At 68.2% G+C, this 18,942-nt stretch carries 21 protein-coding genes; 18 read left to right on the top strand and 3 right to left on the bottom strand.

Annotation, left to right across the window (positions count from 1 at the left end):
• Positions 1-125 precede the first annotated feature (125 nt).
• The 9 genes from BUB09_RS08760 to BUB09_RS08720 all read left to right on the top strand — a co-directional run bounded on the left by BUB09_RS08760 (position 126) and on the right by BUB09_RS08720 (position 5,764).
• On the top strand, positions 126-674 hold the full coding sequence (locus tag BUB09_RS08760; RefSeq protein ID WP_072896759.1) for a GNAT family N-acetyltransferase: 549 nt from the start codon (positions 126-128) through the stop codon (positions 672-674).
• 46 nt (positions 675-720) lie between these two features.
• A complete protein-coding gene (locus BUB09_RS08755; protein ID WP_072896757.1) occupies positions 721-1,257 on the top strand; it encodes a hypothetical protein in 537 nt (178 codons plus the stop codon).
• Positions 1,257-1,553 carry a hypothetical protein gene (locus BUB09_RS08750; protein WP_072896756.1) on the top strand — a complete coding sequence of 99 codons (297 nt, stop codon included), beginning with the start codon at positions 1,257-1,259 and terminating at the stop codon, positions 1,551-1,553. The genes BUB09_RS08755 and BUB09_RS08750 overlap by 1 nt, the downstream gene beginning before the upstream one ends.
• Positions 1,538-2,155, top strand: a complete 618-nt coding sequence (locus BUB09_RS08745; protein WP_072896754.1) for a DUF2238 domain-containing protein — start codon at positions 1,538-1,540, stop codon at positions 2,153-2,155. The genes BUB09_RS08750 and BUB09_RS08745 overlap by 16 nt, the downstream gene beginning before the upstream one ends.
• Positions 2,156-2,212: 57 nt before the next feature.
• Complete coding sequence (locus BUB09_RS08740; RefSeq protein ID WP_245793212.1) at positions 2,213-3,655, top strand: M20/M25/M40 family metallo-hydrolase; 1,443 nt, start codon at positions 2,213-2,215, stop codon at positions 3,653-3,655.
• Entirely contained in the window at positions 3,652-3,912 is a 261-nt protein-coding gene (locus BUB09_RS08735) for a hypothetical protein (protein WP_072896753.1), read from the top strand. Before BUB09_RS08740 ends, BUB09_RS08735 begins: the two co-directional genes overlap by 4 nt.
• A 54-nt stretch (positions 3,913-3,966) precedes the next feature.
• Positions 3,967-4,188 carry a DUF4169 family protein gene (locus BUB09_RS08730; RefSeq protein ID WP_072896751.1) on the top strand — a complete coding sequence of 74 codons (222 nt, stop codon included), beginning with the start codon at positions 3,967-3,969 and terminating at the stop codon, positions 4,186-4,188.
• Between the two features lie 69 nt (positions 4,189-4,257).
• Positions 4,258-5,118, top strand: coding sequence for a type 1 glutamine amidotransferase domain-containing protein (locus BUB09_RS08725; RefSeq protein WP_072896749.1), 861 nt, complete (start codon positions 4,258-4,260; stop codon positions 5,116-5,118).
• Between the two features lie 133 nt (positions 5,119-5,251).
• Positions 5,252-5,764 carry a YIP1 family protein gene (locus BUB09_RS08720; protein WP_072896747.1) on the top strand — a complete coding sequence of 171 codons (513 nt, stop codon included), beginning with the start codon at positions 5,252-5,254 and terminating at the stop codon, positions 5,762-5,764.
• Here the strand turns inward: BUB09_RS08720 and BUB09_RS08715 are convergent.
• On the bottom strand, positions 5,724-6,917 hold the full coding sequence (locus BUB09_RS08715) for an MFS transporter (protein WP_072897408.1): 1,194 nt from the start codon (positions 6,915-6,917) through the stop codon (positions 5,724-5,726). The genes BUB09_RS08720 and BUB09_RS08715 overlap by 41 nt on opposite strands.
• A gap of 263 nt (positions 6,918-7,180) precedes the next feature.
• On the opposite strand from BUB09_RS08715, the gene BUB09_RS08710 reads away from it, so the two are divergent.
• The 4 genes from BUB09_RS08710 to BUB09_RS08695 all read left to right on the top strand — a co-directional run bounded on the left by BUB09_RS08710 (position 7,181) and on the right by BUB09_RS08695 (position 10,806).
• Positions 7,181-8,059, top strand: coding sequence for a DNA polymerase ligase N-terminal domain-containing protein (locus tag BUB09_RS08710; protein ID WP_072896745.1), 879 nt, complete (start codon positions 7,181-7,183; stop codon positions 8,057-8,059).
• Positions 7,951-8,322 (top strand): non-homologous end-joining DNA ligase LigD, encoded by a 372-nt coding sequence (gene ligD / locus BUB09_RS08705; RefSeq protein ID WP_366486303.1) that lies wholly within the window; start codon positions 7,951-7,953, stop codon positions 8,320-8,322. Before BUB09_RS08710 ends, ligD begins: the two co-directional genes overlap by 109 nt.
• A 144-nt stretch (positions 8,323-8,466) precedes the next feature.
• Entirely contained in the window at positions 8,467-10,407 is a 1,941-nt protein-coding gene (locus BUB09_RS08700) for a CocE/NonD family hydrolase (RefSeq protein WP_072896742.1), read from the top strand.
• A gap of 63 nt (positions 10,408-10,470) precedes the next feature.
• Positions 10,471-10,806 (top strand): hypothetical protein, encoded by a 336-nt coding sequence (locus tag BUB09_RS08695; protein WP_072896741.1) that lies wholly within the window; start codon positions 10,471-10,473, stop codon positions 10,804-10,806.
• 54 nt (positions 10,807-10,860) lie between these two features.
• Here the strand turns inward: BUB09_RS08695 and BUB09_RS08690 are convergent, their stop codons facing one another.
• On the bottom strand, positions 10,861-13,281 hold the full coding sequence (locus tag BUB09_RS08690; protein WP_072896739.1) for a neutral/alkaline non-lysosomal ceramidase N-terminal domain-containing protein: 2,421 nt from the start codon (positions 13,279-13,281) through the stop codon (positions 10,861-10,863).
• Positions 13,282-13,396: 115 nt separating this feature from the next.
• On the opposite strand from BUB09_RS08690, the gene BUB09_RS08685 reads away from it, so the two are divergent.
• The 4 genes from BUB09_RS08685 to BUB09_RS08670 all read left to right on the top strand — a co-directional run bounded on the left by BUB09_RS08685 (position 13,397) and on the right by BUB09_RS08670 (position 16,946).
• A complete protein-coding gene (locus BUB09_RS08685; protein ID WP_245793210.1) occupies positions 13,397-14,038 on the top strand; it encodes a TetR/AcrR family transcriptional regulator in 642 nt (213 codons plus the stop codon).
• Positions 14,031-15,269, top strand: a complete 1,239-nt coding sequence (locus tag BUB09_RS08680; RefSeq protein ID WP_072896735.1) for an amino acid deaminase/aldolase — start codon at positions 14,031-14,033, stop codon at positions 15,267-15,269. The genes BUB09_RS08685 and BUB09_RS08680 overlap by 8 nt, the downstream gene beginning before the upstream one ends.
• Positions 15,269-16,627 (top strand): D-arabinono-1,4-lactone oxidase, encoded by a 1,359-nt coding sequence (locus tag BUB09_RS08675; protein ID WP_072896733.1) that lies wholly within the window; start codon positions 15,269-15,271, stop codon positions 16,625-16,627. Before BUB09_RS08680 ends, BUB09_RS08675 begins: the two co-directional genes overlap by 1 nt.
• 61 nt (positions 16,628-16,688) lie before the next feature.
• Positions 16,689-16,946 (top strand): hypothetical protein, encoded by a 258-nt coding sequence (locus BUB09_RS08670; protein WP_072896731.1) that lies wholly within the window; start codon positions 16,689-16,691, stop codon positions 16,944-16,946.
• A 56-nt stretch (positions 16,947-17,002) separates the two neighbouring features.
• On the opposite strand, the gene BUB09_RS08665 is transcribed toward BUB09_RS08670, so the two are convergent.
• Positions 17,003-17,926 (bottom strand): alpha/beta hydrolase, encoded by a 924-nt coding sequence (locus BUB09_RS08665; protein WP_072896729.1) that lies wholly within the window; start codon positions 17,924-17,926, stop codon positions 17,003-17,005.
• A 118-nt stretch (positions 17,927-18,044) separates the two neighbouring features.
• On the opposite strand from BUB09_RS08665, the gene BUB09_RS08660 reads away from it, so the two are divergent.
• Positions 18,045-18,608: a TetR/AcrR family transcriptional regulator gene (locus tag BUB09_RS08660; protein WP_072896727.1), complete on the top strand. Its 564-nt coding sequence runs from the start codon at positions 18,045-18,047 to the stop codon at positions 18,606-18,608.
• Positions 18,609-18,942: the final 334 nt, after the last annotated feature.

Raw genomic sequence — 18,942 nt, 5'->3', positions numbered from 1 at the left:
ACATAGAGGGCGATGCCACCATCGCCTGATCATCGGTCTCATCGGGTCTCCATCCGCGACATTGGCGCGGGCCATGCTTCATTTGAGCAGGGACGCGCATGTCCCATGCCATAGCGGACGCGACCATGAGCAACATCCACTTCAGTGAGCTGCAGCCCGACGCCGATACGCTGGCGCAGTTGTCGAGCCTGCTGGTCGAGGTCGTGGCCGGCGGCGGCTCGGTCAGCTTCATGCACCCGCTGCCGATCGCCGACGCCGCTGCGTTCTGGCAGCAGTCGCTGCAACTGGCGCAACGAGGCGCCCGCATCGTGCTCGGCGCCTGGGACGGCCCGGTGTTGGCGGCGACGCTGACGCTGCTGCTCGACTGCCCGTCAAATCAGCCGCACCGCGCCGAGCTGGCCAAGATGATGACGCGCCCCAGCCATCGCGGCCGCGGGCTGGCGCGTGCGCTGCTGCAGCGTGCCGAAGCGCGGGCAGCGGATCATGGCCGCTGGCTGCTGGTGCTCGATACCGCCAGTGTCGACGGCGCGGCGGGGCTCTACGAGGGCGCGGGCTATCAGTTTGCCGGCGAAATCCCCGACTACGCCTACACCCCGCACGGGCAACTCAGCGGCACGCGGATCTATTACAAGCGCTTGGCGTCGGCGCCAGTGCCGGGTGTTGCCGCGCCCTGATGCCCGCAGTAGCGTGCAACGGAATCCGACCAGAGCCCATCCGACCATGCTGCTGACCCAGATCGCTGCACTCGACGAGGCGCTGGAGCGCCATCGCGCCACCATAGGCGCTGATTTCACCGGCTATCGCAATCACTGTTACCGGATGGCCAACTTCTGCGCGGCGCTGTCGTCGCGCGACGATTCAACGCTGCGCAAAATCGGCATCGCGGCGGCCTATCACGACATCGCAATCTGGACCCACGGCACTTGGGACTATCTGCCGCCGTCGATCGACTTGATGCGCAGCGAGCAGCAGTGGCAACTCGACATCGCTGATATCGAGCAGATCGCCGCGATGATTCTCGAACACCACAAGATCAGCTCGTATCGCGGCGAACACGGTGCGCTGGTCGAAGCCTTCCGCAAGGCCGATCTGGTCGACGTGTCGCTGGGCCTGCTGCGGATGGGCCTGCCGCGCGCGTTCGTCGCCGAGGTGCGCGCGCAGTATCCAAACCACGGATTCCATGCCGGGCTGCTGAAACAAACCGGCAAGCGGTTGCTGACCGACCCGCTGAATCCAATGCCGATGATGCGACGCTGATGCACGCCAAGGCAGCCACCGAGTACCGGCTGCTGCTCGCCGCGCTGCTGTTGGGCAGCGCCACCGCGGCGTCGGCGTCGGTGCACGTCGTCGATGCCGAGCACAAAGCCGACTGTCGCTTCGTCAAGTTCATCGCCACTCGCAGCGCGAGCAGCGCCGATGCAGCGCTGGCCGATGCCATGAAGCAGGCCGCCGGCTACGGCGCCAACGCGTATTACGTGATGAAGCGCGTCGACGCTGCTGACGGCCGTCCGGCGCTGATCGACGGGCAGGCACTGCAATGTCCAGCCCCGTGAAGCCGGCATGGTTCATCGCCGGCTGCGGCTTGATCGTGCTGGCGCTGGCCGTCAGCGCCGTACAACCCTACGACGCGGCGACCTGGCTGCTCGAAGTGCTGCCGGTGCTGATCGCGTTGCCGCTGCTGTGGTGGACGCGCGAGCGTCATCCGCTGACGCCGCTGCTGTACGGCGCGATCGCGCTGCATGCGCTGGTGTTGATCATCGGCGGCCACTACACCTATGCGCGCGTGCCGTTGGGTTTCGACCTGCAGCAATGGCTGGGTCTGCAGCGCAACCCGTACGACCGCATCGGCCATCTGTTCCAGGGGCTGGTGCCAGCGCTGATCGCGCGCGAAGTGCTGCTGCGCGGCGCCTACATCCGCACGCGCGGCATGCTGAACTTCGTCGTTGTCTGCGCGGTGATGTTCGTCAGCTCGGTGTATGAGCTGATCGAATGGGGCACTGCGCTGGCGTTTGGCCAGGGCGCGGTCGAGTTCCTCGGCACGCAGGGCGACCCCTGGGATACGCAGTCCGACATGTTCTGCGCACTGATCGGCTCGCTGCTGAGCCTGCTGCTGTTGTCACGCTGGCAGGATCGCCAGCTGCGCCGCGGCTCCTGAGCTTGTGAGCGCCGGCCGGCACCGCTACCGTCGGCGCTCGATCCCGGGAGCGGCACGATGACACGCAGCTGGTTTGGCAAACGAGGCCGCAAGGCAATCGGCACCACGGTGTTGACGATGCTGCTCGGCAGCAGCGCAGCAGCACCGGCCCTTGCCGGCGACGACAGTGAGGCGGCGTTCCGTTCGCTGTATCGCGAATTGGTCGAGATCGACACCACGCTGTCGGCCGGCGACTGCACGGCCGCGTCGCGGGCAATGGCGGCGCGGCTGGCCGCGGCCGGCTATCCGCAGGCCGACCTGCAGATACTCGGCCCGGCCGAACGGCCGCGCGAACACGCGCTGATCGCCACGCTGCACGGCAGCGCGGGTAGCACATTGGCGCCGCTGCTATTGCTGGCGCATGTCGACGTCGTCGAAGCGCGTCGCGCCGACTGGCAGCGCGATCCGTTCAAGCTGGTGGAAGAAGACGGCTGGTTCTATGCGCGCGGCGCCAGCGACGACAAGGCGATGGCGGCGATCTTTACCGACGCGATGATCCGCTATCGCCGCGAAGGCTATCGCCCGCGCCGCGACATCAAGCTGGCGCTGACCTGCGGCGAAGAAACATCGGAGCAGTTCAACAGCGTCAGCTGGCTGCTTGCGCACCAGCCCGATGCGCTCAAGGCTGCGTTTGCGTTGAACGAAGGCGCTGGCGGCGAACTCGACGCCGGCGGCAGGCCGGTGTCGTTGCAGATCCAGGCTGGCGAGAAGGTCTACGCCGACTTCACGCTGGAGATCACCAACAACGGCGGCCATAGCTCGCGGCCGGTGGCGGACAACGCGATCTACCGGCTTGCCGCCGCGCTGCAGCGGCTGGCCGCGTACACGTTCCCGATCGCGCTGAACGACGCGACGCGCGGTTACTTCCAGGCTCAAGCCGCGCTGGTCGGCGGCACGACCGCAGCCGACATGCTCGCCGTGCTCAACACACCGCCGGACGATGCAGCCGCGGCACGGCTGTGGGCTATCAACCCCGGCTGGAACAGCATGCTGCGCACCACTTGCGTGGCGACGCAGCTGGCCGCCGGCCATGCACCCAATGCGCTGCCGCAGCGCGCCACGGCCAACGTCAATTGCCGGATCTTGCCGGGCGTGTCGGTCGATCAAGTGCAGCAGGACTTGCAGCGCATCGTCGCCGACGACGGCATCGCGATCCGTCGCAGCGAAGACCCGGTCACCGCAGCCGCACCGCCGCTGACGCCGGCGATTCTGGTGCCGGTGCGTGAGGTTGCGGCGCGCATCTGGCCCGGCGTGCCCGTGGTGCCGACGATGACGACCGGCGCCACCGACGGCCGGTTTCTGAATGCGGCCGGCATCCCGACCTATGGCCTGTCGGGCCTGTTTCATGACGCCGAAGGCAGCCGCGCCCACGGCTTGGACGAGCGCATCCGCGTGCGCTCGCTGATGGACGGACGGCGCTTCTTGTACGACGTCGTCAAGCGCTACGGCAGCGCGCGATGAGCGCCGACGCCGGTCCGCTGCCGGATGCGATCACCGCGCCGCTGACGCGCTATCTGGATGAGCTGGAAGAACGCAGCGCACTGAACGCGGCTTGTGAAGCGGCGCGCCAGCAGCGTTTCGACCTCGCCACGCTGTTCGACTGGCTGCAGGCGTTCGACGCCGACGCCGAGCGCAAACAGCGTGCGCAGGTCGCGCTGCGCGCGGCACTTGGCCTGCCGCTGATTCCCGGTCCGCCGTGCCGCGCGACCGGCCGATGAGCAAGGCGGCCTCGACACTGGATACGGCAACAGCGGCTGCGCGACACTGAGCGCATGGCCAAGGTCATCAACTTCAACAAGGCGCGCAAACAGCGCGACCGCAAGGCAGCCGAAGCCCAGGCCGCCGAAAACCGCGTGCGCTTCGGCCGCACCAAGGAACAAAAAGTGCTCGAAGCCGCGCAAGCCGCCGAAGCGCAGCGGCGGCTCGATCAACTGCGTCGGGATCCCGGCGACGCGGCCGAGCCTCAGGGCGGCAGCGACGATGCCGCGTCGTGACCGGCGCGGCGCGTCGATGCTGGCGATCCAAGTCGCTGCAATGAAACGCGCCAGCGCGAGCGCGCGGCGATGAGCCGCGTCATCGTGCCGCTGCCGGCGCGCGATTTCGATCCGACCGAAGTGGCGATCAGCTGGCGGCGTTTGCAGCGCGACGGTCATCAGGTGCAGTTCGCCACGCCCGACGGCCAGATTGCCGCAGCCGATCCGCTGATGCTCAGCGGTGTCGGCCTCGACTTGTGGGGCTTCGTGCCGCTGCTGCGGCGCCTGCCGTTGCTGGGCCTGCTGCTGCGCGCCAATGCCGCTGCGCGCGCGGCCTACCAAGCGCTGCAAGACGATCCGGCGTTCAACGCGCCGCTGCACTACGAGGCCCTGCAAGTGGCCGATCACGACGGCTTGTTGCTGCCTGGCGGCCACTGGTCACGCGGCATGCGCGCCTACCTGGAAGACCCGCGCCTGCACGCCTTCGTCGCTGCGTTCTTCGACAGCGGCAAGCCGGTGGGCGCGATCTGCCACGGCGTCGTGCTCGCCGCGCGGGCGCAGCGTGCCGACGGCCGCTCGGTGCTGTATGGCCGACGCACGACCGCGCTGACCTGGTCGCTGGAACGCAGCGCCTGGTGGCTGATGCGCCTGCTCGGCCGCGTCTGGGACGCCGGCTACTACCGCACCTATCGCGAGCAGCGCGGCGAGCCGGCCGGCTATCGCAGCGTGCAAGCCGAAGTGACGCGCGCACTGGCCTCGCCGGCTGATTTCATCGACGCGCCGCCCGGAGACTTCCGCAAGCGCAGTGGTTGCTTTCGCGACAGCGACGTCGACGCGCGTCCGGCATTCGTCGTCATTGACGGCGCCTACGTATCGGCGCGCTGGCCCGGCGACGCGCATACGTTCGCCGCGCGCTTCTCGCAGCTGCTGACGCGACGACAGCGGCGCTAGCACCGCCGCGTCGATCGTTCTGGCGGTTCGAGCACCCGCGATAAGCCTGCGATGCATCGCAGGCTCGTACAGGTTGCGTCCATCCTCGTCTGCGATGCTGCCGACCTTCCCTTTGGTCAATGCAGGAGGACAAATGTCCCTGTTCATTCAACGCATGCTCGGCGCCGCCCGGCTCGATGTCCCGACGATCGAGGCGATCGAAGCCGACCGCAGCGCAACTGGCCAAGCACTGGCCGTGGTCGCGCTGTCGGCGATCGCGGTCGGCGTCGGCGGGCTGTTCTACGGCGGATTGGGCTTGGTGCTGACCGGTGTGCTGGCCGCCGTCATCGGCTGGGCACTGTGGGCCGCACTGATCTGGCTGATCGGCAACAAGCTGCTGGCCGAGCCGCAGACCCGCGCCGACTGGGGTGAGGTGGCCCGCACGACCGGCTTTGCACAGAGCCCTGGCGTGTTGCGCGTGTTCGGCTTCTTGCCGGTAATCGGCGGCGCCGTGATGCTGATCGCCAACATCTGGATGCTGGTGGCGATGGTCGTCGCCGTGCGCCAGGCGCTCGACTACCGGCAGACCTGGCGCGCGGTCGTCGTCGTCATGATCGGCTGGCTGGTCAACCTGCTGCTGTTCGGCTGGATCGCGAGGCTGGCCTGAGTTCGAGGTACCGGCTGATCAGCGTCAAGCCCAGACCGACGATGCTGATCAGCGCGGCTGCCCACGGCAGCATCACGTAGGGCTGCCCGGCTTCCAGCATCACCGCGCCGACATAGGCGCCACCCGCGTTGCCGAGGTTGAACGCGCTCTGATTGACGGCCGATGTCAGCAGCGGCGCTGCTTCGGCCTGCTGCATGCAGCGCGCCTGCAAGCCCGGCCCCGCAGCAAAGCCGAGCACGCCCAGCACGAACACGCCGGCCACGGCCAGCATCGCGTGGGGCAGCAGCCACGGCAGCAGGCTGTAGAACGCAATCAGGCACGTCAGCACCAGCAGCAGCGCGCGGATTACGCCGCGGTCGGCCAGACGGCCGCCGCTGATCGTACCGATCGTCGCACCGACACCGAACAACACCAGCACCGGTGCGATGCGGTCCGGCGCCAGGCCCGCCACCTCGCGCAGCATCGGCACGACGAACGTAAACACGGTGAACACGCCGCCGAATCCGAACACCGTCATCGCCAGCGCGATCAGCACGCCGGGCTGCATCACCACGGCCAACTCGCGGCGGATCGATACCGCCGAATCGGCCGGCAGACGCGGCACGTAGCGCACGATGCCGGCCAGCGCGATCAGCCCCAGCACGACGACGCACCAGAACGTCGCGCGCCAGCCCAGCGCCTCGCCAATCAGCGCGCCGCCCGGCACGCCGACGATATTGGCGATCGTCAGGCCCGCGAACATCAATCCCAAGGCTTGCGCGCGGCGCTGCGGCGGCACGATCCGCATCGCCACGACCGAGGCCACGCCGAAGAACGAGCCGTGTGCAAACGCTGCAATGAAACGCGCCACCATCAGCGCCGCATAGCCCGGCGCCAATGCGCAGGCGAGATTGCCGAGCGTGAACAGCGCCATCAGCCACAGCAGCGCCCGCTGGTGCGGCATCCGCACCAATAGCAGCACCAGCAAGGGTCCGCCGACGACAACGCCCATCGCATAACCCGTCACCAGCAAGCCGGCACGCGGAATGCTGACCGACAGATCGGCTGCGATCTGCGGCAGCAGACCCATGATCACGAATTCGGTGGTGCCGATGGCAAAAGCGGCCACGGCCAGCGCTAGCAAAGGCCAGCGTGCATGCGACAGGGAAGGCATCGGGTTTCCAGCAACGGAGACGAAAACAGCGGCGCGCAGTGTCGCATGCGCGGTGCTGCGCGGCGCAGCGGCGCCGGCATGGAGCGTCGTCATCGGCGGCAAGTTCAGGGGCCATTCACGGCTGGCGCTCGACCGTCGCTCACCGCGACCAAAGGAGTGCGCCGATGGCCACCGGCAAACGGGCCCCAACCGTCCGATCCCGCTAACGCGCCGCTGCGCCGGATCGCCCTCGCCGACCGCGTCAGCCCACACCAAGCGCCGCCTTGAAGGCCTACAACGCCAAGCGCGACTTCGACATCACGCTCGAACCGCCGGGCAAGACGCGTCGCGGCAAAGCCGGCTTTGCATATGTGATCCAGCAACACGACGCCACGCGGATGCACTTCGACTTCCGGCTCGAACTCGACGGCGTATTGCTGAGTTGGGCGGTTCCGAAAGGCCCGAGCCTGTCGGTGCACGAACAGCGCTTGGCGGTGCAGACCGAAGACCATCCGCTGGACTACCGGCATTTCGAAGGCGAGATTCCGCACGGCGAATACGGCGGCGGGCCGGTGATCGTCTGGGATCGCGGCACGTGGCAGCCCGAAGGCGACCCGCATCACGGGCTCGACAAGGGCCATCTGAGTTTCGTCATCGACGGCGAAAAGCTGCAGGGACGGTTTCAGCTGCTGCGCGTGCGCGGTCGCAGCAAGGCGCCCGAGCGCGGCCCCAAAAGCCAATGGCTGCTGGTCAAGCGCGACGACGAGCACGCGCGCAGCGGTGCCGACGCCGAACCCACGCAGCGGCTGCCGCGCAGCGTGATCAGCGGCAAAACCGTGCAGCAGATCGGCAACGGCGCCGGCGACGCCGCATGCGACAAGACCGATGACGCGCCGATGCCGTCGCTGGATTCGATCGAGCCGCAGCTGGCGCAATGGGTCGACGGCCTGCCGCGAGCCGGACACTATCGCTACGAAATCAAGTTCGATCGCTACCGCGTGCTGGCGATGATCGACGGCGGTCGCGCGCAACTGCACTCGCGCAATGGCTTGGACTGGACGACGCACGTCCCAGCGGTCCGCGATGCGCTGGCAAAGCATTCAGCCAGCACGTCGCGCAGACGCTGGCCGATCAGCAGCCGCAGCGCTACGTCGCCACGATGAGCAAGGCACAGCGGCGCGGGCGAATCTTCATCGACTATCTGCGCAACGGCCGAGGCGCCACGGCGGTGCTGCCGTATTCGCCGCGCGCAAGGCCCGGCGCGCCGGTTGCGCTGCCGATGGACTGGAAACAGCTGCGCGGGCTCGACCCGCAGGAGTTCCGCGTCGACAACGCACAACAGTGGCTGCGCCGCCGCCGCGACCCTTGGGCGACGATGCGGGACCAGGCCGTGCCACTACCGCTGCTACGCGGGTCCGCTCGCTGAGCGCCAGCCGATCCGCCCAGGCTGCGGCACCGCGCTACGTACTGCACGGTTTTACTACGACCGTCCTGTCATAAACGGCCGCATACTGCCGCGCCATAAGGCGCCGTAGCCGAGCGCCGACATAACAACGACGAGGAGTGGGCGATGCAGAAGATCCTGGCCAGTGCGACGGCGCTGGCATGCGTGCTGTTGGCCGCGTGTTCCGCCGATGGCGTGCCTGACATCGCTGGCGGCGGCAGCGGCGCCAACCCGACACCCAGCTGCAGCAATCCCAGCGCGCCGAGCGCGACCCAAGGCTCGCTGGTGATCGACACGCCGTCGGACATCGACGCGACGACCAACCCGACGCCAAGCACCGAAATCTTCTACACGGTGCTGACGCCGGCGCGCTGCCCCGGCGACCGCTTCCCGCTGATCCTGCACAGCCACGGCTACGGCGGCACCCGCGTCCGCGAGCTGGCGGCCAACGGCGACCTGCCGACGACGCTGCCGCACTTCGGCGCGATCGACGCGCTGACCCAAGCGCTGCCGTATCACGGCTACGTGGTGCTGAGCTTCGACGAGCGCGGCCACGGCCAGAGCAATGCGTCCAACGCGCGGCTGATCGACCCGGGCCGCGAAACCCAGGATGCGCGCGCGCTGCTGGACTGGGCCTACGACAACGCTGAGCGCTTCGGCATCCAGCGCGAAACCGGCACCGGCATCGCGCGTGACCTCAAGGTCGGCACGCTGGGCAACAGCTACGGCGGCGGATTCCAGATGCCGCTGGCGGCGCTCGATGCGCGCATCGACACCATCGTCCCCAACGGCACCTGGCACGGCCTGTTGTACAGCCTGCTGCCGGGCGATTCGGTCAAGCTCGGCTTCGCCGGCCTGCTCGGCGTGCTAGCGACGCTCGGCAACACCTCGAACACACCGGTGCTGCAGACGCTGGTCAATGCGGTCGGCTTCGCCAGCCCGCAGGCCTTCAACATCCGCTCGCGCACCGACCTGTTCAACGCCGGCACCCGTCCAAACGCAAGGCCGCGTCCGGTCACCGAAGAAGAAGCGCTGCTGCTGTTCGACCGCGGCATGAGCTATTTCCGCGCGCAGCAGCAGGCCGGCCAGGGCTGGGGATTCGGCGAGCCGCGGGCGCGGCTGCGCGCGGTGCCGGCGCTGTTCCTGCAGGGCAATCGCGACGTGTTGTTCAACCTGACCGAGGGCTACTGGAACCAGCGCTACTTCAGTGAAGCCGGCGGCGACGTGCGCCTGCTGTCGACCGAAGGCGGCCACATGAATCCGCTGGCCAACCAGACCGAGGGCACGGCCGACTGCGGCAGCGTGGTGGGCATCACCGCCGTGCTGGGCTGGTTCGACCACCATCTCAAGGGCGTGGACGGCGACGCCTACCGCAACCTGCCACGGTTGTGCATCTCGGTCGCCGACAGTCGCGGCGCGCCCGACGTGGCGGCAGCGGGACTGGAGATGGACCACTTCCCGGTCGGCTCGCTGAGCGGCACCGGGGCGGTGCCTACGCGGCTCGACAGCGGCACCGTCAGCGTGTCGGCACAGGCCATTGCGCCGGTGTTTCTGCCGGTTGCCACCATCAGCGGCAACGACCAGGTGCTGGCCGGCGTGCCGACGCTGGCGCGGATCGTCATCGAACGCGGCGCGCCCGCGCTGCCCAACCAGAGCACCAACGGCTTCGTCGGCGTCGGCATCGTCCGCGACGGCGAGACGATTCTGGTCGACGACCAGGTGACCGCGTTCACCGAAGGCGAGCACGTCAACAACCGCAACATCGCGCAGGACGATCGCATCCTGCTGCCGGCCGTTGGCGAGCGCCTGCGTGATGGCGACCAAGTGGGCCTGCTGTTCTACCCGCAGAACGTGCAGTACGGCGCGATTGCCAGCGCTCAGGGCGTGGCCGGTCTGACCGGCATCATCCGCTTTGCCACCGGCGCGCCGGTGCCGCCGATCACCTCGGCGCTGGAGCCAGTGCTCGGCCTGCTGTATCTGAACCCGTACAGCGCCAGCGTCAGCGACGTGCAGTTGCCGATTTTGGTGCCGGGGCGCTACGCCGGCAGCCGGCTCAACACGCCCTGAGCAGCGCGCGGCTTACAATCGGCGCCGACCCCGTTCGAGCGCCGATTGCGGCGCCCCATCACGATGAGCCACGACGCCCCCTACGAAATCCACATGTTCGCTGCCGTGGCCCGCATGGCCGCCGACGGCCGCTACCCGGCCGGCGAACAGCACCCGCTGCTGGTGTTCGTGCGCCAGGCGCCCGGCACCGAGCACGACTTCGACACGGCCGAAGACATCGCCAACCGCAACGGCTGGACCGACGTCGACTTCACCAAGGCCGGCACGCTGCCGGACGATGCTGGCGAGAATCACGTCGAACCGTTCCACGGCTGCTATATGGACGCAGTCGACAAAGGCGAAGCGATTCTGGTCTACGACACGCCGGTCAAGCCGGCGCCGCCGAAGAAAAGCGCCTGATCGATCCGCACGCGGGCCGGACGCCGCCACACGCGGCGGCGCGCGTCCGCTGCGTCAGCCCGGGCAGCCGGCCAGCTCGAAGCTCTGCGTCACGCCGCTGTACGGGCCGCTGGCCGATGCGCCTTGGTGGCGGATGCGATACGTGCCGGCGCGGGTACCGGCCGGGACCTGCCACTGCACCAGCGCCAGATTGGCAGCGCCATCGGCACGGGGCTGATAGCTGAAGTAGGTCGACCAGTCGTTGTCGGTGGCAACCACGGTCCATTGCTCGCCGTCGAGCCGCTCGACATACAGATAGCTCGAGCCGCGCAGCAGATCGCGGCGCGGATGCCCGGCGTAGAAGCGTGCGGCGACGACGGTGCGTTCGGTTGCGCTCAGCGTGTAGCGGGCAGCGGGCTGTTCGGCGACATCGCCGAACGCGGTGCCGGCCGGCAAACGGCCGTCGTCGACGATCGGCAAATGGCGCAGCAACGGCGTGTTGTCGACAAAGCTCGCCGCCGCATACGGACTCTGCACCGGCGTGCCGTCGCGCAAGTGCCGCGCCAGCCGCACGTACTCCTGGCGCACGGCTTCTTCCGACCACGGGCCGAACACGTTGGCCGCGCCTTCGTAGTTCTGCGCGCGGTATTCCTCGCGCGTGGTCAGGTAGTGGATGTAGGTGTTCGACAAGCCGGCGATCACCGCGTAGTCGACACCGGCGTCCTGCAGCGTGTCGAGCACCGCGTCGCGCAGTCGGCGACCCGCCGTCGTCGTGGTTTCCCAGGGCACGGACACCACGGCCAGATTGCCGAGCGTGATGATCTGGATCGGAATCGTGCGTGGCTGCGCTTGATAGATCGGCTGCCCGGCCGGCGCGAGGGCCAGCGGAATCGCGATCGGCTTCTCCATGTGGCAGCCGTAGCCGAGCAGCGTGAACGCCGGGTTGTAGCAACCGACCGGCACCAGCAGGCTCGACGGCAGCGCGCCGCCAGCCAGCGGCAGAATTGTGTCCTGCAGGTATTGGCCGATGTAGGCCGCGGTGTCACTGCTGATCGGGCAGGCCTGGCCTTCGGTGAACGGCCCGCGGCCATCCTCGGCGCCGCCGGCAAACGAGATGCCCAGCGCCGGCTCGCAGGTCCGGTAGACGCCGTCGGATGGCAGCAGATCGGCCGCGTATTCGCCCGGCGCCTCGACTTGTACGCGCGGCATTTCCAGCGCCAGATGCACGGCGCGCACCTCGCCGACCAGCGACTCGCGCGCGCTGTCCCATAGCTGCCGAGCGCGTGCGTATTGCTTGTGGCCCGAGATCTGCGCGGCTTCGTAGTCGTCGCGACCACCACCACGCGCGCGCCAGCCGGCCGATTCGCGGCCGCGCAAATCGGCTTCGCTGAGGCCGATCATGAACGGATTGGGCGAGTTGTCGCCTTCGTCCCCCTGAAAGAAGCCCGACACGAACCCGCTGCCGAGCACGCTGCCGGCAAAGTCCCGGTCGAAACGCTGCGCGGCATAGCCCTTGTTGTCACCACTGAACAGCTTCGAGGTCTGGCCGATCGACGTGCCGTGGATCGCATACCAGTTCAGCATGCCGACCGGCGTACCGTCGTCGCGCTGCAGCTTGAGCAGCGTCATCCAGCGGTTGGTGTCCACCTCGCGCCCTTGCGTATCGACGAAGGCCGCGCGCTCGGCGGCGGGGTTGAGCCCATAAGCATCGGTCGAGCGGTTGAAGTTGCCGTCGAACAACTCGCCCATCGCGATCTTCACCGACGACGGCGTGGCTGCCATCCAGTTCAAGTGCGCTTGCAGCAAGGCGTCGTAGACGCCATCGATCAGCGATTGATACGCCTGCTGATCGAGGCCCAGCGCGAAGATGTTGGCCAGGTCGTAATGCGACTGCCCGGCCGAGCTGGAATGCGTGTGCGTGGCCGACACCAGAATGTTGTCCAGCGTCCAGTAGTCGCCCAAGCGATGCGTGGTGTCGGCCGCGATGCGCTCCAGCAAGCCGAACTTGATCGAGTCGAACGCCAGCGCATTCTCGACCGTGATCAGCATCGCCCGGCCTTCACGGCCGCCGCAGGACGAGCTGAACGCAAAGGCGCGGGCGAACTGCCTCGTGTGGATGCCTTCGGAGATCTGCTGCGGATCGGCGTAGCCGAGCAACTCCTGGCCGAACGCCGGGCCGGTGATGTCGCCGGTTCCAGCGCCGTAACGGAAGCGGCCATTGGTGGCGCAGTCGCCGCTGTTGAGCTGGGCGTCGTTGGCGCGCGGCGCACGGCGGGCGCGGTAATGGCTGAGGTCGGCCAGCGGCGCATTGGGCTGCGCCGGACGCACGGCCAGCATCTGGTCGCCGGTCAGCTCGCCGGCCTGGCACAGCGCCGCCGCCCCGCCGCCTCCGACCGCGTCGCCCGGCGAGTTGGCGCTGCAGGCGATCAACGACAGCAGCACGCCCACGGAAGCCAAACTGTGGCGGCACCGCCGCGCGCTGAACGTCGTCGTCATGTCGAAGATACCGTCGATGGGCCGCGGACCCTTGCCGTGGCGCTGAAGGAAATACCGTATTGACCGGCGCTCGGCCCGGCCATTACTGTGCCGACCAGTCGGTACAGTAAATATCATGAAGCCAAGCGCCGCAAAAGCCTCCGCCGCCGTCTCGCAAGCCCCGTCGACGATCCCGCCGGCGGCCCCTCGCGGCCGCCCCAGTTCGCGCGAGGCAATGCTCGATGCGGCCGTGGCCGTCACGCTCGAACAAGGCGCCAGCCGGCTGACGCTCGACGCGGTGGCCAAGCGTGCCGGCGTCAGCAAGGGCGGCGTCATGTACAACTTCCCGACCAAGGAGGCCCTGCTCGAAGCGCTGCTCGAACGGCTGACGCAGCACAACCGCCAGGCCGGCGAAGCGATTGCCGCCGCGCTGCCCGACGTGCCCGGCCGCGCCCTGCAAGCCTACGTACTCAATTCGATCCGCGACCCCGACGACGACGACCGCGTCAGCGGCGCGCTGGCCGCCGTCGTCAACGGCAGCCCGGCGCTGCTCAAGCGCGTCGCCGGCTATTTCGCCAAGCGCTTCGACGTGGTGTCGCAAGACGTGCCGTTCGAGCGCGCGGCGCTGGCCTATATCGCCACCGAAGGCCTGTGGCTGATGGAGTTGTTTGGCGTGTCGCCGTTCAATGCCGTGCAGCGCAGCCGCATCGTCGAACTACTGACCGACCTCGCAGCAGGCCGCCGTGATGCCCTGCCCGATCGCCCCGGTCATGGCTGACGCCGGCGCCCCGGCAGCCACCGCGCCGCCCGAAGACGCGGCGGGCTACTACGCGCGGCTGCGCCGCGTGCTGGCCGGCCACAGCCTGCCGGCGATGCTGATCGACCTCGACCGGCTCGACGCCAATGCCGACGCGATGCTGACGCGGGCCGGGCGCCTGCCGATCCGGCTCGGCACCAAGTCGATCCGCTGCACCGCGGTGCTGCGCCATGTGCTGGCGCATTCGCCGCGTTTCGCCGGCTTGCTGTGCTACAGCGCGCGCGAAGCCGGCTGGCTGGCCGACCAGGGATTCGACGATTTGCTGGTCGCCTATCCAACCGTCGACGCTGGCGACTTGGCCGCTGCGGCCCAAGCCCTGCGCGACGGCAAGCAGCTGACGCTGATGGTTGATTCGGCCGAGCAGTGCACGCTGATCGCCGCGCAGGCGCGCCGCAACGGCGTGCGCTACCGCGTCGCGATCGACCTGGACATGTCCAGCGACGTACCCGGCCTGTGGTTCGGCGTGCGTCGCTCGCCGGTCCGCGACGTGACCGGCGCGCTGGCGCTGGCGTCGGCGATTCGGCAACAGGGCGATGCACTCGAACTGGTCGGGCTGATGGGCTACGAGGCGCAGATCGCCGGGCTGCAGGATCGCGTGCCGGGCGCCGGCTTGCGCAACCCGGTGATCCGCTGGCTCAAGACACGCTCACAGCGCGAGGTTCATGCGCGCCGGCAAGCGGTCGTCGACGCACTGCGCGCCGCGGGGCACACACTCCCCTTGGTCAATGGTGGGGGTACCGGCAGCCTGGAAGCGACCGCCGCCGACGCCAGCGTCACGGAGGCCGCGGCCGGCTCCGGGCTTTATTCGCCGGGGCTGTTCGACTATTTCAGCCACTTCCGCCACGCGCCTGCCGCGTTCTTCGCGCTGCCCGTGGTTCGGCGGCCGGGCCCCGGCATGGTGGTCTGCGCCGGCGGCGGTTACGTGGCATCCGGCCCGGCCGGTCGCGATCGTCTGCCACGGCCGTATATGCCCGAAGGTTTGCAGCTGCTCGACGACGAGGGCGCCGGCGAAGTCCAGACCCCGCTGCGGGTGCCGCCCGGCGTCGATCTGGCGCTGGGCGAGCCGGTGCTGTTTCGCCACGCCAAGGCCGGCGAGCTGGCGGAGCGGTTCGAGTACGCGTTGCTATTCCGCGGCGAACAGATCGTCGCTCAGGTTCCTACTTATCGCGGTGAGATGAGGAGTTTCTTCTGATGGCCAACACCGTCCAGGCCGAGGCGCTGAGCCCGGCATCGAGCCCTGCCACCACGCTCAGCCGCCGCGCCAAACCGTGGCGCAACTGGTCCGGCGCCGTGCAGTTTTCGCCGCAGCATGTGGCGGCTCCGACCAGCGTCGGCGAACTGCAAGGCATCGTCCGCGACGTCGCCGCGCGCGGCGGCCAACTGCGCGTGGCCGGCAGCGGCCATTCGTTCACACCGCTGGTCCAGACCGACGACACGCTGCTGACGCTCAATGGCCTGAGCGGCATCGAGCGCATCGACGGCCACGTGGCGCGAATCCGGGCGGGCACCTCGCTGAAAGACCTGGGCCCGGAGCTCGCGCGTCGCGGCTTCGGCATGACCAACCTTGGCGACATCAATAAGCAGGCGCTCGCGGGTGCCGTGTCGACCGGCACGCACGGCACCGGCCAGCAACTGGGCTCGATCTCGTCGCAAGTGCGCGGCATGGAGCTGGTACTCGCCAGCGGCGAGCGCATGCGTTGTTCGGCCACCGAAAACGCCAACGTATTCGATGCCGCGCGTGTGTCGCTGGGCGCGCTCGGCGTGATCTCGTCGGTCGACATCGAACTGCAGCCCGCGTACCGGCTCAAGCTGACCAAGCGCGCGATGGACCTGGACGACTGCCTGGCGCAAGCGCCGGACTTTGCGCGGCTGTACCGGCATTTCGAGTTCTACTGGATTCCGCACACGCGGCAAACGCTGGTCAAGCTGATGGACTGGACCGCCGAGCCCGAATCGGCGCAGGGCATGACCACCGCCGTCGAACTGGTGCTTGAGAACGGCGCGTTCGGCTTAATCTCGCGCTTGGCGCGATACAACCCGCAGTGGGCGCCGAAGCTGGCGCAGGTCATGGCCTACGCCACCAAGGGCGACCAGAGCACGATGGTGGCCGACTGCCATCGCGCGTTTTCGACCGCGCGGCTCGTGCGCTTCCAGGAAATGGAATACGAACTGCCGGCCGAAAATGGCGCCGACGCGCTGCGCGAGCTGGCCGAGTACATCGAGCGCCATCGCGTGCTGGTGCACTTCCCGGTGGAGTATCGCTACGTGGCCGCCGACGACATCTGGCTGTCGCCGTTCTATCAGCGCGATGCGGTGTCGATCTCGGTACACCAGTACGTCGGCATGGAGCATCAGGCCTACTTCGCGGCGGCCGAATCGATCTTCCGCAACCACGGCGGCCGCCCGCACTGGGGCAAGATCCACAGCCTCGCCGCGCGCGAACTGCGCGAGCTGTACCCGCGCTGGGACGACTTCCAGCGCGTGCGCCGCCAACTCGACCCCAAGGGCTTGTTCAGCAACGCGCTGCTGCGCCGCTGGTTCGGCGACTGAACCCCGGCGCCATGCGCTAGTCTGAGGGCTTCCTCCGGTTCACCCCACGCGGACGCCCTCGATGTCGCCACGCCGTATCGCCGTACCCAAGGCCGCCATCGCGGCCGCGCTGCCCTTGCTGCTGACGCTCGTCGCCATCAGCGGCTGCGCCACGCCCCGCTACTCCTACAGCGCCCCCGCCGGCGTCAGCCCGCAACAACTCGAAGCCGACCACCGCGCCTGCATCGAAGAATCCGGCATCGAACGCCTCGGCGACGATCAGAAGATGCTGGAACAGCAATGCATGATGACGCGCGGGTATCTGATGCGCGGGGCGTAGCCGTCATCTACGCCGGTGCAGCGCTCCGCTGTCCGGTCGTCTATTAATCCGCCCTATCACCGCGCCACCAGCGACTTCAAGAACTTCAGCTCGTACCCGATCAGTTCGCTGAAAGCGGGCTCGAAGTACGGCTCGAAGTGATGGGCGTCGATCGCGTGAGTTTGCAGGTGGGGGTTGTTCAAACGATCGATATTGCTCTTGGTGAAAGGCGCGACCGTATCGCGGGTGCCGCCGACGATCAGCGTCGGGATGCGGATGTCCTTCAGCCACTGGCCGGGACGGTACGGCCCCATCGTCAGCAGCGACCGAGCGGTGATCCGGTTGTCGTAGTTCATGCCGGTGGCGGCCTTGGCCATGACCAGCGCCTTGTGCGCGTCGTCGCGGTCCATCGACCCGAACGCGCCAGGCTCTGAAATCAGCGGGATATACAGCCGGCGACGGCCGAAGCGCAGCAGATCGGCGATCGCGTACAAGCCGAAGCGCAGCATCCGCAGCAGCGGCACCGCGCGGACCGCGGCGATGCCATCGAGCATCGGCACCTGAGCGATCGCGCCGAGCAATTCCGGATGGTTGGCTGCCATTTCCACGACATGCCCGCCACCCAGCGAGCTACCCCACAGCACGATGCGCTTGGCGTCGACCTGCGGCAGCGTCTTCAGATGCGCCAACGCAGCATTGGCGTCGCGGACGCGCTGCGCGGGCTTGATGTCGTTTCGCGGCTGCCCTTCGCTTTCGCCCCAGCCCGGATAGTCGAACGACATCACCGCAAAGCCGGCACGGGTGAATTCTTCGTAGAACGGCGGCGTCAGCGCCTTCTGGATGCCGCCCCAGCCGTGTACCAGCAAGATCGCCGGCAGCGGGCGGCCGTCGTGGTCGGCCGGCAGCATCAGCGTGGCGGCGCAGGACACGCCGGCCGACACGAAGCTCGTCGGGCTCGATTGGAAGCTAGGCGGCAGATGCGCGTGACGGATGCTTTGCATGGGCTCTCGGGGCAGGTGGGACAGCGCGCCAGACCAGTCTTGAATGGCATTCAAGACTGGATGCTAGCATTCTTGAATGACGATCAAGATTGCATCTGCGACACCCTGAGCCCGCCCCATGGCCAAGAACAAGCGAGCCGTCGACCGACAGCTGAAAACCGACGAGATCGAGAACGCGGCCACGCGCCTGTTCGTCGAGCGCGGTTTCGACGCGACCTCGATGGCGATGATCGCCGCCGAAGCCGACGTGGCGCCGAACACGCTGTACTGGTACTACCCGAGCAAGGACGACATCCTGGTCGGCGTGCTCAATCGCCTGGTCGCCGCCGGCCTGTCCGAATGGAACACCCAGCGCGATCAGCCGTTCGCGCAGCAGCTGCTCTGGGTAATTGAGCAGTTCACCCGGTCCCGCGATCTGGTGTCCACGGTCCACGCCCGCACCGCGCATTCGGACAGCGTCCGCGAATGGCACGACCAGTTCCACGCGATGCTCGACACCGTGTTGGTACGCCAGCTGTCGTCGCGCGGCATGTCGGCATCGCAAGCCAAGCTGATGGCGACAATCGGCACCTTCGTCGTCGAAGGCCTGCTGTCGCATCCCCACTCCGCCAGTCAACGCGAAGCGGTCGTGAACTGGCTCGCCGGCAAACCCGGCTCACCGGCTCGCGATGAGGGCGTTTGAAGGCCGGCCGGCCTCGGGAATCAGGCCAGGCCCGGATCTGAAAGGCCCTCACCCGGCGCGCGATGCGCGCCGACCTCTCCCGGGGGGAGAGGCAAGCGGGGGGCTGCTCTTTAACGCCAAGCGCTTACTCACCCCTCTCCCACCGGGAGAGGGGCTGGGGGTGAGGGCGTCGGAGGTTTGGGCCGGGCTTGGGACTCAGGCCAAGCCCGAGACTGAAAGGCCCTCACCCGGCGCGCGATGCGCGCCGACCTCTCCCGGGGGGAGAGGCAAGCGGGGGGCTGTGCCTTCGTTTATCGCCGAGCGCGTTGATCACCCCTCTCCCACCGGGAGAGGG

Origin of the sequence: Hydrocarboniphaga daqingensis (assembly GCF_900129825.1) — a bacterium.
Taxonomy (GTDB): domain Bacteria; phylum Pseudomonadota; class Gammaproteobacteria; order Nevskiales; family Nevskiaceae; genus Hydrocarboniphaga; species Hydrocarboniphaga daqingensis.
This window is presented reverse-complemented; position numbering and strand designations above follow the sequence as displayed.